The 14066-nt window shown below is 55.8% G+C and carries 15 protein-coding genes; 6 read left to right on the forward strand and 9 right to left on the reverse strand.

Features of this window, described 5'->3' with window-relative positions:
- Nucleotide 1: 1 nt before the first annotated feature.
- Nucleotides 2-790 carry a class D beta-lactamase gene (gene blaOXA / locus HNQ64_RS22820; protein WP_184212968.1) on the reverse strand — a complete coding sequence of 263 codons (789 nt, stop codon included), beginning with the start codon at nt 788-790 and terminating at the stop codon, nt 2-4.
- Between the two features lie 143 nt (nt 791-933).
- Here blaOXA and HNQ64_RS22825 point away from each other — a divergent pair, with 143 nt between their 5' ends.
- The 4 genes from HNQ64_RS22825 to HNQ64_RS22840 all read left to right on the forward strand — a co-directional run bounded on the left by HNQ64_RS22825 (nt 934) and on the right by HNQ64_RS22840 (nt 4284).
- On the forward strand, nt 934-1470 hold the full coding sequence (locus tag HNQ64_RS22825) for a pyridoxamine 5'-phosphate oxidase family protein (protein WP_184212970.1): 537 nt from the start codon (nt 934-936) through the stop codon (nt 1468-1470).
- Nucleotides 1471-1537: 67 nt separating this feature from the next.
- A complete protein-coding gene (locus HNQ64_RS22830; protein WP_184212972.1) occupies nt 1538-3166 on the forward strand; it encodes a BON domain-containing protein in 1629 nt (542 codons plus the stop codon).
- A 12-nt stretch (nt 3167-3178) separates the two neighbouring features.
- Nucleotides 3179-3784, forward strand: a complete 606-nt coding sequence (locus HNQ64_RS22835) for a hypothetical protein (protein ID WP_184212974.1) — start codon at nt 3179-3181, stop codon at nt 3782-3784.
- Between the two features lie 80 nt (nt 3785-3864).
- Nucleotides 3865-4284 (forward strand): secondary thiamine-phosphate synthase enzyme YjbQ, encoded by a 420-nt coding sequence (locus HNQ64_RS22840; RefSeq protein ID WP_184212976.1) that lies wholly within the window; start codon nt 3865-3867, stop codon nt 4282-4284.
- A gap of 168 nt (nt 4285-4452) precedes the next feature.
- On the opposite strand, the gene smpB is transcribed toward HNQ64_RS22840, so the two are convergent.
- The 3 genes from smpB to HNQ64_RS22855 all read right to left on the reverse strand — a co-directional run bounded on the left by smpB (nt 4453) and on the right by HNQ64_RS22855 (nt 6233).
- Complete coding sequence (gene smpB, locus HNQ64_RS22845) at nt 4453-4914, reverse strand: SsrA-binding protein SmpB (RefSeq protein ID WP_184212986.1); 462 nt, start codon at nt 4912-4914, stop codon at nt 4453-4455.
- A gap of 42 nt (nt 4915-4956) precedes the next feature.
- Nucleotides 4957-5163, reverse strand: a complete 207-nt coding sequence (locus HNQ64_RS22850) for a DNA-directed RNA polymerase subunit omega (RefSeq protein WP_184212988.1) — start codon at nt 5161-5163, stop codon at nt 4957-4959.
- 104 nt (nt 5164-5267) lie between these two features.
- Nucleotides 5268-6233 carry a sugar phosphate isomerase/epimerase family protein gene (locus HNQ64_RS22855; RefSeq protein WP_184212990.1) on the reverse strand — a complete coding sequence of 322 codons (966 nt, stop codon included), beginning with the start codon at nt 6231-6233 and terminating at the stop codon, nt 5268-5270.
- A 141-nt stretch (nt 6234-6374) separates the two neighbouring features.
- Between HNQ64_RS22855 and HNQ64_RS22860 the strand changes: the two genes are divergently transcribed.
- Complete coding sequence (locus tag HNQ64_RS22860) at nt 6375-6917, forward strand: glutathione peroxidase (protein ID WP_184212992.1); 543 nt, start codon at nt 6375-6377, stop codon at nt 6915-6917.
- Nucleotides 6918-7030: 113 nt separating this feature from the next.
- Here HNQ64_RS22860 and HNQ64_RS22865 read toward each other — a convergent pair whose 3' ends face one another.
- The gene (locus tag HNQ64_RS22865) at nt 7031-7453 is read right to left on the reverse strand and encodes a hypothetical protein (RefSeq protein ID WP_184212994.1); all 423 of its coding nucleotides are present in this window, start codon (nt 7451-7453) and stop codon (nt 7031-7033) included.
- Between the two features lie 162 nt (nt 7454-7615).
- Here HNQ64_RS22865 and HNQ64_RS22870 point away from each other — a divergent pair, with 162 nt between their 5' ends.
- Nucleotides 7616-8677: a phenylacetate--CoA ligase family protein gene (locus HNQ64_RS22870; RefSeq protein ID WP_184212996.1), complete on the forward strand. Its 1062-nt coding sequence runs from the start codon at nt 7616-7618 to the stop codon at nt 8675-8677.
- 122 nt (nt 8678-8799) lie between these two features.
- Here HNQ64_RS22870 and HNQ64_RS22875 read toward each other — a convergent pair whose 3' ends face one another.
- The 4 genes from HNQ64_RS22875 to HNQ64_RS22890 form a co-directional block, all read right to left on the reverse strand.
- Nucleotides 8800-10023 carry a GIY-YIG nuclease family protein gene (locus HNQ64_RS22875; protein ID WP_221305541.1) on the reverse strand — a complete coding sequence of 408 codons (1224 nt, stop codon included), beginning with the start codon at nt 10021-10023 and terminating at the stop codon, nt 8800-8802.
- The gene (locus tag HNQ64_RS22880) at nt 10016-12097 is read right to left on the reverse strand and encodes a DEAD/DEAH box helicase (RefSeq protein WP_184213000.1); all 2082 of its coding nucleotides are present in this window, start codon (nt 12095-12097) and stop codon (nt 10016-10018) included. Before HNQ64_RS22880 ends, HNQ64_RS22875 begins: the two co-directional genes overlap by 8 nt.
- 329 nt (nt 12098-12426) lie before the next feature.
- A complete protein-coding gene (locus tag HNQ64_RS22885) occupies nt 12427-13602 on the reverse strand; it encodes a PDDEXK nuclease domain-containing protein (protein ID WP_184213002.1) in 1176 nt (391 codons plus the stop codon).
- Between the two features lie 84 nt (nt 13603-13686).
- Nucleotides 13687-14055 carry a hypothetical protein gene (locus HNQ64_RS22890; protein ID WP_184213004.1) on the reverse strand — a complete coding sequence of 123 codons (369 nt, stop codon included), beginning with the start codon at nt 14053-14055 and terminating at the stop codon, nt 13687-13689.
- Nucleotides 14056-14066: the final 11 nt, after the last annotated feature.

A 14066-nucleotide genomic window follows, 5' to 3' on the forward strand; every position in this document is an offset into this window, starting at 1 on the left:
CTCACCAATACCCCAGCTTTTGCAGGCAATCCAGAGCGATCGGGATGCGATGTTTTGCATCTTCGAGGGACTTGATTCTTGCATTCAAAGCAAAGGGATAGGACTGACCCTCCTTCTCCACCCAGCCGACCCACCAGCCCACCTGAGTGCCCTTGGAGCCTAGCCAGCCCGTCTTGCCATAGATCGCTACACCAGATTTCTTATCATACTGGATCAGTGTCTTGACGGACTCCAGCGTCTCCGCTTTCACAGGCACTTTTCCGCTCACCAAGCGATGCAAAAAATCCACCTGCTCCAGAGCTGAAATCTCCAGAGGGCCGTCTAACCAAAAGCGTATCTCGATATCTTTGCTCGCCAGTGCATTGCCATACTGAAAGGCCGTCAGCCTATCCTGCATCCGCTCCAGGCCGATGCGTTTCGCCAACTGGTGAAACACCGCCACATTCGAAATCTTCATGGCATCCCGCAGATTCATGTCCTTTTCCCAGGTCTTCATCCATTCCTTCGTTCCACCATAAGGAAGAATTTCGTCCAAATCCTGCACGGCACCTACATCTAGCCCGATGAGAGCATTCGGAATTTTAAAGGTCGAAGCCGGGCGGAATCTCACCTTGGCACGTTCAGGGTTATAGACATGCAGCACGTCCTTTTGCGGGTCCAAAACCACAAAACACCCATCCAGGCCTCGCTGGGTGAAGAACGTTTTCAGCCCCTGCTCCTCCACCACTTTTTGAGCGAGAAGTAGGGTCGTCGTAAATAGAAAAAATAAGCCGCCGAAAATAGCACGCATGGAGGCAAAAGTTATTCTCCACACGATGCCTTCTTCAAGTGGGCATTCCTTTATCCCAAAAGCTTTCCCATGATCAGACATGCCTGCCAGAGATGGGCAACCACATCTCTTGCTGAAACCGAATCTATGAAACCCCAGCCTTCATGAACTCAATTCACCAGCAGCAATCCGAAGATAATCATCAGGACCTCAGCGCTCAAGACGCCGTCCAAAAGATTCGTGAACTCGTCAAAAAAGCCCAAACTTGTTTCTTCTGTACCTCCCTCTCCACCGGAGGATTTCACCATGCCCGGCCCATGAGCGTCCAGCAAGTGGATGACGCAGGCAATCTATGGTTTCTCAGCGCGGACGACAGTCAAAAAAACCAAGAGGTGATTGAAGACCACGCCGTATCGTTATTCTTTCAGGGCTCTGCTCACTCCGGTTTTCTCCAACTCAATGGCACAGCCGCTGTCTCCCGTGATAGATCCAAAATCCAGGAGCTGTGGAACCCTATCATTAAAACTTGGTTCACTGGCGGTGTGGATGATCCTCGAATCACCGTCATCAAAGTGGCACCCACGGACGGCTACTATTGGGACACCAAGCATGGAAACGCCATTGCAGGGTTAAAAATGATGGTCGGTGCTCTCCTTGGCAAAACCATGGACGATTCGATCGAAGGCAGCTTGCGGCTCTAAGAGGTCCTCATTGCTCTTAAACTGCGTTATTGCCACCACCGCGCCCCCTTGCTACCAGTGGTCTCGCATGTCGCGCACCCGTTGGCTCATCGCCAGTCTCTGGCTCTTGCTGTTCTGGCTCATCGCCGGCGCAGTTTGGCTGCCTGCATTGCAGCGAGATTTAGAGTCCGCCTCTGCGAGCTTGTTTAAGGACGTGCCTACAGGCTATTCCGCAGTCCAGGTCGAATTCAGTGGGCAGCAGGCTACTCTCACCGGAAAGGTGCGCCACGAATCCGAAAAGGCGGAAATTGAAAAAGTCATCACTCACCGCCTGAGAACACTTTCTTGGTTAGGCCGTGGATTGAATCCTGTAGCGTCAGTCCACAGCCATATCGAAGTTGTCCCTTACCCCTCCGGTTGGCTCATGATTGCCGCCCAGGGTGCCCGGGCCATTGTACAGGGCACACTCGCCACTGAATACGAAGCTCGGGATGTTTCACGTCTGCTCGAAGAAAGCTGGGCCAAAGAACGTGGACGTCTCACCAGCCAGATCAAAACAGACCCTGCCCGCTTCGATGAAGCCCCCTCTGTTCAGACCACGCTCAACCGCCTCCCTCCGCCCCGCCTCCAAGGCAGTGGAGATGCCGCTCAGATTCATCTGACGCGTCTCGGTAGTTCGTGGGAGAGGCTGACTCTAGACGCGCCAGATGAACTTCTTCGCCAGCAGTTTTCTACCTACCCGATCAGCCAGGAAGAATGGCAGTCGATCATTCAGCCAGCCATCACGAGAACCCGCCAGTATCAAGAAACAGAGAGGCTTCGCCTGGCCGAAGCCGAAAAGCAGCGTCAGTTATCTCCTCCACACATACTCTTGGCCGCACGTGACCAACGCCTGCTTTTGCGAGGAGAAATCGCCACTCTCAAGATCAAACGCGAACTGCTGAATACGGTCATCACCGCTTTCCCTGATTGGCGCGTGCTGGATGACCTGCGGGTAAATGATCAACGCCGTGCTGTCGCCGACTTTGGTCCCATTACCACAGCGCTTCTTCCACAGATTGGCGAAGGTGCCACTGGCAAATCTCTAGCCCTAGGTCTCTCCGGCAGTGCATGGCAGTTCGTGGATTGGCAAGTGGGCGGCGAAGCCCAGCCTTGGCGCGATCTCCTGCCAGCAGATCTCCCCCCCAGTCTTCTCCAAGAGGACAGCCGCATGGTCACCCAGTGGCTGCAAGGCAATGCCCAGGGCATCCCCACCCTGCCCATCCCCGCTCAGCCCAGTTTTCTGACCCTCACCCTTTTACCCGGCAAAGTCATCCTAGCCGGACAATTGGCCGAGGAAGGTCTGCGCACACGTCTTATAGAAGCTGCCCGTCAAACATACGGTAGCAATGCCGTGATTTTCACCGAGGCATTACTCGCCCGTGGCACCTGCGAGCCGACAGCGGATGTAGAACAGACCGTTCGCAGCCTGCCAGCGCTTCCCTCCGAAACAGAAGCCCCCATACTCGCCTTTGCACTTCCCGGTCAGGTATGGAAACAACGCCCGGCAAGTCCAGACATCCTCACACCCGGCGCCCTAACCAAAAGTGGTCTCACGCCGTCTGGCTTTCCTGCCACCATGGCCGAGGATACCTTTGCAGCCGAGGCTTACGATCACCTCCGTCATCATTGGCGCAAGCCCCCCTCCGCCTCCGCTCAACAGAACCCATCTCGCTGATATCTACTGCTCATGGAAGGCTACCTCTGGCTCCTACTCCAAACCTTGCCGCTAATCACAGCCGCAGCCGTTGTTTTCTTCATCTTAGGCTGGCGATGGAGCACACAGGACAATCGCCTCAAAACCCAAAATTTATCCCAGCTTACAGGTAACGAGAACGTTGCTGCAGAAACCGCCCGCCGAGAGAGAGACGAGACTAAAAACTTAGAAGAAAAAGTCCGTCAAACACTCGCCCAAACTCAGGCTGAATTGAAGGAATCTCAAGACCAGCAAACGCTTTTACAGAAGGAAGTCCTGCGCCTTGCCGATGCACTCAAGCAGGCTCAGCAAAACATTGTTTCTTTATCTCCAGTTCAGCCTCCCACGCTAAAAACCGAAACGACTCTCCTCCTTGAGCAAGAACGGCAGGCGCTCATCCAAGCCCGGCAGGAACTGGATCAGGAAAGAGCTACCCTCCATGCCGCTCAAGAAATTTGGCGAACAGAACAGGCTGCCAAAATAGCTCCGCAACCAACACCCGTTGCCAAAAAAACCCGGGCTACCAAAACAGCGGCAACAAAAACATCTCCCAAAACAAAAAAGCCACGAACCAAAAAATCGGAAGAATCAGCAAGCTAATGGTGTCTAGCAATATCTAAGTCTTAGCTCACCTAACCATTAATCAGACTATCGGGCCCACATCTGGCTCCTATTCCTGCATGCCCGCTCACGCTGAAACTTTTCGCCTCAACACTCGTGGCAAAGGCACCTATGAAATCACTGAAGCCTGCCAACGCATCATCGCCCAGAGCCAAGTACATACCGGCACCGCGACCATTTTTGTCCAACATACTAGTTGTTCGCTCGTGATTTATGAAAATGCAGATCCTTCTGCACGGACGGATCTACATAGTTTCTTCGACCACCTCGTACCGGAAAACACGCCTTATTTTGTCCATACCCATGAAGGCCCCGATGACATGCCGAGCCACTTACGCATGGTCCTCACCCGTACTAGCGAAGTCATTCCCGTCATGAATGGCCGCCTTGCCCTGGGCACTTGGCAAGGCATCTTCCTCTTTGAACATCGTCGCGCACCACACACCCGCAGCATCGTCATCAGTGTCGTGGGCGAGTGAAAATATCGAAGGTATATCTTCCGCAGGAAGACATCCTTACCAGCGGCTAAACGAGATTTCCCAGGCAGGAAGTTGGAGTGCAGTGAAGACTTTCGAAGATCAACGTGGTGAACTCATTTTCGAACTCACAGGGCTTTAGGAATAAGCCCCCATACCTCGTCGGCAAACTCAACCGTGCTTGCGGTTAAAGCTGGACACCACTTTCTGGGTCTCACGTTTCACAGCCTTTTCCTTCAGGTCTTCGCGCTGATCACCTTTAGTCTTACCTTTACCAACACCAATCTCGATTTTCACTCGCGATTCTTTCCAATAGGCGCGCAGTACTGGCAGAGCTAAACCCTTTTGTTGTGTGTGAGCAAACAACTTTAAAATCTCGCGCTTGTGCAGAAGCAACCGCCGTGTTCTCCGGGGTTCATGCTGGCTGAAACTGGCTTTTTCATAGATCTGCACATCCATGTTGTAAAGCCACACCTGACCACGCTCCACTCGTGCAAAGGCGTCACTGATGTTCAACTTACCCAGCCGGATGGACTTCACTTCCGTGCCGCGCAATTCCACACCCGCCTCGTATCTCTCCAGAATATGAAAATCCCGGAGGGCCTTGCGATTGGTAGCGATTTCGTCGGTCATGAGCCGTGGCGGCCAGGGGCTTCCTGACTGACGGAAAAAACGTTAGGCGTCCTTCACGTGGTATTCAGCCTTGATCTTGCCCTGGATGATTTCCATGAGCGCGATGTCAGCTTCCCGCATACCAGCGCGGCGCTCCACCAGAGGCGCACGGCCAGAGGTAAGCTGTTTCACTCGCTTCGAGACCATGTTGATCAGGATCGGCGGATCTTTGACGATAAGGGCAGCTTGTTCGACGAGTTCGGCTTTCATCAGAGTATGCAGGGCTTCCCCCTTTCCAAAGAACGGAGGAGGGGGAAGCTGACAGTAGGGGGTGTTTACAGTCTGGCAAGAGGGAATTTCATCCTCCTGATGGTTCAGCTTAGCAGCGCACGCACTTCTTCCAGCGCCTGCTTGGTCCGCTTGATGCCTTCGATCTCCGTGTGTTTGCTGCCTTCATACTCGATTCCGATGTAGCCGCGGTAGCCAGCCTTAACCACGATTTCGATGAGACGCTGGTAGTCCAGGCTCATTTCGCGGCCTTCGCGGCGGTCTTCGGTGTAAAATTTCCCGGCACCGGTGTCCCAGTCATAAGCTTTGGCGCTCATACCTTGTTTCACCCAGGGCATGAATTCACGGAGCCCTTTGTAGGGATTGTAGAGCTCGCCTTTGTTGCGGTCGGTGTAGAAATTGCCGAAATCTGGGAGGATGCCGACGCGGGCATGGTCGGCCATCTTCATGACGCCGGTCAGCCACAGGCCGTGGCTGGAGAGGCCGCCGTGGTTTTCGACGACGACAAACAGGCCACGCTTGTCGGCTTCGACGCAGAGGGCGTGGAGGCCGTGGGCGGCGTGTTTCATTTGTTCATCGTAGCTAAGTTTTGGATCGCTGGCGGCGTTGACGCGGATGCTGTGGCAGCCGAGGTGCTGGGCGGCGTCGAGCCATTTGAGGTGATTTTCTACGGTTTTTGCTTGTTTTTCGGCGTCGGAGTCGCCGAGATTGCCTTCGCGATCAACCATGATTAGCAGCCCCTTAACACCTTCATCAGCTTGGCGCTTTTTCATGTCGTCGAGGTAGGCCTTGTCGAGGGCTTTGTCGGCGAACATCTGGTTGACGTATTCGACGCCATCAATGCCGAGGCTGCGGGCGATTTTGCAGAAGTCGAGGTGCTCGATGGGTTCGGCGCCTTCCTTTCTGAACATGCCTTTGTTCAGGGACCACTCGGCCAGGGAGATTTTGAAGAGGGGTTCTTTGTCGGCTGCGCGCAGACCGGTGGCGGAGGCGGCCACGGCGGCGGTGAGGGTTTGGAGAAACTGGCGGCGGGAGGGGTAGGTGGGGGTCATGGTTTTAGAAATAGATGGGCAGTTCAGACGAAACCGGGGATTCTGGCAATCTCTTTCCTTGAGGAGGATTTGGGCGGGTTTCGAGGGGGAATGTGCATTCGGCTGAAACCCTGGGGGGCTGACATGCGTTCCTGTTGCCCCATGAAAGTACTTTCTACCCTTCTGGCGCTGGTCGCCATCGCCTCTTCCGCTACGGCGGGCTCTCTTTACGATGTTCCTGTGAAGGACATTGACGGCAAGGAAACGACCCTGAAGCCCTACGAGGGCAAGGTGATGCTGATCGTGAACGTCGCCTCCAAGTGCGGCAACACAAAGCAGTACACGGAACTGCAGGCGCTGCACAAGGAGTTCGAAAAGGAGGGTCTGGCGATCCTGGGCTTCCCGAGCAATGACTTCGGCGGTCAGGAGCCAGGGACCAATGAAGAGATCAAAGAGTTTTGCTCCTCCAAGTATAAGGTGAGTTTTCCACTTTATGACAAAGTGGTGGTGAAGGGTGAAAACAAGCACCCTCTGTATCAGCAATTGAGCGGTCCAGAGTCCCCCTTCCCTGGCGATGTGAAGTGGAACTTCGGCAAGTTCCTGGTGGGTCGCGATGGCAAAATCATCGCTCGTTTTGAGCCCAAGGTGAAGCCGGACGACGTCGCGGTGACGACGGCGATCAAGGAAGCACTGGCGAAGAAGTAATTCGCGACGAATTCTGAAAAAGAAAAGGGCGCGTGGCTAATGCCGCGCGCCTTTTTTGTGGGATAAAGGGGTGTGGATCTTTGAGAGATCTGACTCAGTCACGCCAGCTTACACTAATAAGGCCGGGTGACGATGATGTAACCGGAGCCGGATGGGCGATACCAGACGTTGCGGTGGGTGTAGTAGGTGCTGCCGCCGTGGATGACACGGCGGGCTTCGCCGGGGAGGACGACGGTGCCGCCGGGGCTGCGCGGACTGCGGGGGTCTTGGTAGCCGTAACCTGGGCGGCCACGACCATCGCGGTCGTAACGGCCATCCCGATCCCGATCATATCGGCCGTCGCGATCATTGTCGCGGTGATCGTGGTCATGGTGGTCACGGTCGCGGCCATAACTCGAGCCGGGGCGGTGATGTCCACGGAAACCGGGGCCTGGGCGTGGGCCGGGGGCGTCGTAGGGGCCGCCGGCGGGGGTGACGTAGCAGGAGGTGAGAAGGAGGGCGGGCGCGAGAGCGAGGCCGAGGAGAGACGTTTTCATGGGATGGAGGGTCGGAAAGACCAGTGAATCTTCGTCTGAGCAGGTGTTTTTGGACTTCCTGTTCATCGTTTGCATTCTATCTGGCTGCACAGACGTAGAAAGGGACGTCTTGCGACTTTCGTTTGACTGCATTCACACCCGCCCTCTTTTCTCTCAACCATCATGACCCCCGAAGAAGCCCAAGCCCAACTCGACCAGCAAGTGCGTGAAACCATTCAGTGGCATTTCAGCCCGGAGACAGGCTGCCCGTTCTGGCTGGACTTCGCGAAGAAGAATTTTGACCCTCGCGGTGAGGTTAACAGCTTTGCCGACCTGATCGCGAAGTTCGATCACTTCCAGGACGAAAACCTGCGCGACTTGCAGCCTGAGGTGTGGGTGCCTGCTGCGTTTAAGGGCAAGCCTTTCAACATCTTTGAAACCGGCGGCACCACCGGGATGCCGAAGCAGCGCATCGGCTGGAACGATTACAAGACGGACTACGAAGAATTCAGCGGCAAGATCAAGGACGAGCACTTCCCGCCGGGCGGTGCGTGGCTGATGGTGGGCCCTACGGGTCCGCGCCGCCTGCGTTTGGCCATCGAGCATCTGGCGAATTTCCGGGGCAGCTCCTGCTACTTCATTGACCTGGACCCGCGCTTTGTGAAGAAGCTCATTTCGAACAAGCAGTTCGATGTGGCGCGTCAGTACATGGACCACGTGGTGGACCAGGCGACGCTGATCCTGAAGAACCGCAAAGTGACCGGTCTGTTCACCACACCGAAGCTGCTGGAAGCCCTGGCTGAAAAGGTGGACCTCTATGATGCAGGCATCCGTGGCGCGTTTGTGGGAGGTACGACGATGACCCCGCAGTATGTGCGTTTCATGGTGGAAGAAGTGCTGGAAGGCCGCATCGGCTTCTACCCGACGTATGGCAACACCCTCATGGGCCTGGCTGCCAGCGTGCCGCTGACTCCGGAAGACCAGTTCTCCGTCACCTACTACGCCCCCCAGCCGCGTGCGGTGCTGCGTGTGGTAGACCCGAAAAACACCTCCCAAGTCGTGGACTACGACACCTGGGGCCGCGTGGAATTGACGACGCTTACGAAGGAATTCTTCATGCCCCGCTTCCTGGAGCGCGACGAAGCCATGCGCCGCCGCCCACGCAACCAGTATGCCTGGGACGGCGTCGCCGACGTCCGCCCCTTCGGCGCGATGGAGAAGACCATTGTCGAAGGCGTGTATTAAAGGTAGCGCGCGTTGTCCCCAACGCGCCTTCCGCGAACGGCGGACGGAGGACCGTCCGCCCTACCTTCCTGTCCAAGGCGCAAGACTTCGGTCTTGCGCCTTTTTTCTTTCAATCGAAGCCCTCAAGCCTTCACAATTTGTGCAGTCGCCGGGTCATATCGGTAATTTCCAATTTTACCTTCGCGAAGTTTTTGAATCGCCTCCTCAATGACAGGCAAAGGAACCAAAAACCACTCCCTCGGCTCCACCTGGCCGCCAAACCGGTCTTTCAGTTCCAAATCCAATCGGGCACTCGCAAAGAATTTGTGGATCATAGCCTCAAGCAGAGTCCGGTTGATATTCACTAGCTTGTAGAAGCCCATCACTTCCACGTCGGCCAGCAGGTAAGTCGGATCCTTCTTGGCGTTGGCGATCCGTTTTCCCACATCGCCACCCGTGACTCCAATCTTGTGAATCACGGACCTGTTCTCAGCGATAAACGGATGTGACGAAAAACTCCTAAGCACATAGATCAAGCCGGAAGACAGGTCACCCTCCGCCTCTACATCTGAAAAAAGCGGCCCTAGATTCGGCTCTGTAATTCGGCGGCTGGCCTTGTCCTTGTTCAAGGCCCGTTGGAGGGAGCGCACCAGAAGGTCACTTTCGGTGCCGTTATCATAGATCACTCTGAGTCTGCGATCTGGACGCCCATAGTCGCTGACAAAGGGTTCCCCCATTTCCGCCACGATCACCTTCTGGCCGTCCAAGATGAAGAGGTCGCCGTTTTTCACATCGGCATTATCCTTGTATTTCAGCGTCTGCCGTTTTCCGGTCTCCAACTCGTGCTGCACGGCTTCAAAGATGGGCCGAAACACATCAAAATCATTGCATGGATTTCTCTGCGCCACTTCCTCGGCAGCGCGGATCTCCTCGCGAGACCGCACATGCTTAAGCTGAGTCAAGTCGTGTCCGGGGCCATCTTCTCCACGCAGCACATTCAGCAATTCATCATCGGAGGGCACAGCCTCCACGGCTGCCCCCGCATGATATTCAGCCACGTCTTCCTGAACCAAGCCGGTTGCCGTTGTATGAGTCGTTCTTAACAGGCCATGGGAGTCTCGGCCTTTCAGCACTTCCCGGCATTCAGGGGAGGCACGCAGCCGCTCCAGCCGCACGGCATACAGCCGCTCAAAGATGTCACGGTCCGCTCCATGCTCAGGCCGCCTGCCGTGTTGCTCGACGAATCGCTCAATCTCTTCGAACCCCGCAATGATGCGCTGTTCCCGTGCCGAACTGCCGCTCGCCTTTTCAGGCAGCGCAAAGTCGTCCAGTTCAGACCTCAGTTCATCCAGATCAATGTCAGTCATAACGCCCTTCATCTTTAAAACGAACGAAGGCCGCCGCACCTTCGGCCATTCGTTTTTCCCAGGGATCTTGAGATGTAGCTGATGGCAGACGTCCCCTTTCCTTCTTGAACCGGAAAGCCCGCACTGCAAGGTCTTTGGCATCGTCAGGTGTCAGGGTGGTGCGTTTAGCCGCTATGACTTCCGCCACCAGCTTCAGCCGCTCCTCGCTCATGGATTTGGCCAGGATGGCATAAGCCTCACCAAAGGGATTGATCCGGTCAATCAGGTCAATGTCCAGCTCACGCACATCCATCGCAAATTTCCTCACTCCATCAATGAGCGAAGTATTTTTGGTTTCATCCCCGCCTGTGGCTCCACTGATGGCCCCTTCCCCCTCGTTCAGGACCTTTTTCGCCTGTTGCACAAAGTTCAGCGCAGCGATGGCATGCTGGCGCACTGCCTCCCGATCCTCGGTGTCCAGATTCGGAAACTTCTCTTGGATGATCTTGCCCATGCGCACCTGGGTCAGTTCTTCGGGCACCAGTTCCTCACCCGCAAACAAGCCTTTCTCCAGCGACGGCTTGTCCTGCACAAAGGCAGTCACCAGTTCATTCAGGTCCTCCCGGCAAATGCGTTCCGCCTCCTTGCTCTTCGGCTCTGCCAGGCCTTTGATCTCCAGTTGAATTTGCCCCGTCGTCGGATTGTAACCCATATTGGTCTTTTCCGGGTCATAGCCTCCAGGACCGTAATCATACCCAGGCGTCGGGCCATTGTTTGGGTTCTTGGGTTTGAACTCAAAGCGCGGGGCTAGCACCTGCTCCATGAGCAGGCTCGCGGCGATGGCCTTCAGCGTGTCATTCACCGCCTCCGTCACCGCTTGCTCGCTCGCATCCGGTTCGGCGATGAGATTGGTAAAACGCGCCCGCGTCTTGCCAGGAGCGTCACGGGTGGCCCGGCCGATGATCTGAATGATCTCCGTCAGGCTGGAGCGGTAGCCCACCGTCAGCGCATGCTCACACCAGATCCAGTCAAAGCCTTCCTTGGCCATCCCCAGCGCGATGATAATGTCCACATGCTCCCGGTTGTTCTTTTGGGTCGGGTCTTTGAGTGCCGCCAGTACCTTGGCATGCCGGTCAGGTCCATCATCTACCAGATCGGCTACTTTAAGGATGCGACCATCCGCTCGTTCCACCAGATCAAATCCCGTCACCGGATCCTTCCCTTTCCAGATTCCCAGCGTTCCCAGAATCTCGCTCACCTCCGTGTCTTTTCCTCGCCGCGTGCTCTCACGGGAGGCCACATGTGGGATGTGCAGGATGGTCTTGAGATCGGAGTCCAGCACCTTGGTGATGTCGTCCACGTAACTGCCACTGTAGAAGAAATAACCAATATCGAGCTGCTTCAGGTATTGGTAGCCATTGAGCTGCTGATAATAAGTGTAAGTGACCGTATCAAACTTCGATTCATCATCCGGGTGGAGCACCGCCTCCGCATCCCCCCGGAAGTAGGAGCCGGTCATGGCCACGAGGTGCGTCTTGTCCCGCGCCATGAGCTGGCGCACATGTTCGCCTAACCGATTGTCTGGATTGGCCGAAATATGGTGAAATTCGTCCACGGCGATCAGGCGTTCATCAAAGACGTCAGCACCAAATTTTTCCATCGCAGAACGGAAAGTCGCATGTGTGCAGACCAGCACCTTGTCGTCGCTCTCGAGAAACTTACTCACCGACTCCACCTTGCTTCCATTTTCAGAACCTGCCGCGTCACACAGATTCCACTTCCCCTCCACGTTCCAATCGGCAAAAAAGCCAAACTTGCTCAGCGGTTCGTTTTGGAAGCTGGCTCCGATGGAACGCTCAGGAACCACCACAATCGCCTGCTTCAGCTTTTGGTTCACCAGCTTGTCCAGCGCGATGAACATCAGCGCCCGGCTCTTGCCGGAGGCTGGGGGAGATTTGATCAGTAAATACTGCTCCCCCCGTTTTTGATAAGCCAGTTCCTGCATGGGCCGCATGCCCAGCGCATTGGCCTGGGTGGAACTGCCATCCCTGGCATAGGAGACGGAGACAGAGGGAATCTGGTTGGGACTGCTCATACGACGATGTGAGAACAAAAATCAGGTTTTATACAAGAAGTGAGGGCGTCCCGCCCTCAACATGAGGCCAGGATCGCCTCACACCTTGGGAAAAGGAACGGGGAGCGCACGCGCCCCCGCGTGCTGTAGAAGGCGCCCCGCCTTCCACCGAAGCCCCCAGATGCTTTGCCAGCGAGAATTTCTGCATTCACAGTACGTGGAGAACCTTGGTGCGAGGGCGCGCCACGCAACACGCGGGGCGCATGTGCTCCCCGTCTGCTGCCAAGGCCTCGGCACGGTATCAGTTGTCCGGAAATTCCGGACAACTGCAGTTTTCAACATCACGTCGCTCATCCCTTTTCCTCCTCCGTAAAATCATCACCCGCCAGTTCACTTTCGATCTGCTCAATGCTCGGCAGACTGGTTTGGAGTTCAGGCGGCAGGGATTCCACCAGTTGGTATTCAGCCACGCCCAGCGGTTGCGCCTTGTCGCGCAGCGCGTATTCGGCCACCACCTTGTTTTTGCTTTTGCACAGCAGCAGGCCGATGGTTGGGGCGTCCTGGGGGTGTTTCACCTGGGCATCCACCGCCGTCAGGTAAAAACTCAATTGGCCTAGATGCTCTGGCTTGAACTTTCCCGCCTTCAGCTCGATCACCATATAGCAGCGCAGCTTCAGGTGGTAGAAGAGCAGGTCCATGAAGAACTCCTCCCCCCCCACATCCAGCAGCACCTGCCGGCCGACGAAGGCGAAACCCGCCCCCAGTTCCAGCAGGAAGTCGGTGACGTGTTTGACCAGCGCATTTTCGATCTCCCGTTCCTGCGACTCCTCGGTCAGGCTGAGGAAATCGAAGCGATAAGGATCCTTGAGGCATTCCCGTGCCAGGTCGGATTGCGGCTTGGGCAGGGTCAGCGCAAAATTCGTCACCGCCGCGCCGCTGCGCTCCAGCAGGCCGGATTCGATCTGCATCACCAGGATGTTGCGCGACCAGTTGTTCTCGATGGCCTTTCTCAAATACCAAAGCCGTTCATCGCGGCTCTTGAGCTTGTCGAGAAGGACGCCGTGATGCCGCCATGGCAATTGTGCAAGGGGAGCTTGCACGATTCCGTTCCTATCAAATTGTGCACCAGCTTGGTGCACAATTTCATTCGGTTCGATTTGTGCAGCGCTTGCTGCACAAAATTCCCCTGCTGCCAATTGTCCAAGAGGCGCTTGGACCATTTCAAATTCCGGCCACGCCTCTGCGAACGCTCGCATGTATTTCAGGTTTCGGGTAGAAAATCCCTTCATTTCCGGGAACGCGGCGCGCAAATCCTGGGAGAGCCGGTCAATGACTTTCGCACCCCAGCCCTGCGCGGCCTGCCGGGCCAGGATGTCCCGGCCAATCTGCCAGTAAAGCAGCACCAATTCGCTGTTCACCGCCAATGTCGCCCGTTGCCGGGCGGTGTGAATGCGGGTTTTCAGCTCACCCAGCCAGTCGGCGTAACCGTCTGGCAGGTCCGTGAGGCCAATAGGGAGATCGCTCATGCCTTTTCCACACGCTTGGCTTTATTCCTGAAGTGGTTACCCTGCCCGAACCGGGTGCAACGATTGCTCTCGCTAGAATCAACACTACGCATGCCTGTTCGGATCCTCCAGGTGGACATCAATGGGCACCACGCCATCCTTGGTTTTGATGAAATCGCCGGGCTTGACTTCCCGGGCCATGACTCCATCCACCCGTTTCCAATCGTTGAGCGTCACCTGTCTGAAGCCAAACTTTTGCATGAACTCTGTCGTCTCTTCGAGGGAGGGGTGAGGTGAAGAAGGATCAGCCGGCTCATGCCATGGCTGGGAAATGATAACAACACTTCCGTCCGTAAGATAGCCGGGGCGGGTTGCTTTGACAGCCCTGTTCCGAGCGTTATCTTTCCAAACCAAATGTTTGGAACCGACGTAAAGCGGCTCTCCATAGTTGTTATAGGCTTCGTCTAGCGTCATGGCATTGGGAG

This window comes from Prosthecobacter dejongeii, from assembly GCF_014203045.1.
GTDB lineage: Bacteria > Verrucomicrobiota > Verrucomicrobiia > Verrucomicrobiales > Verrucomicrobiaceae > Prosthecobacter > Prosthecobacter dejongeii.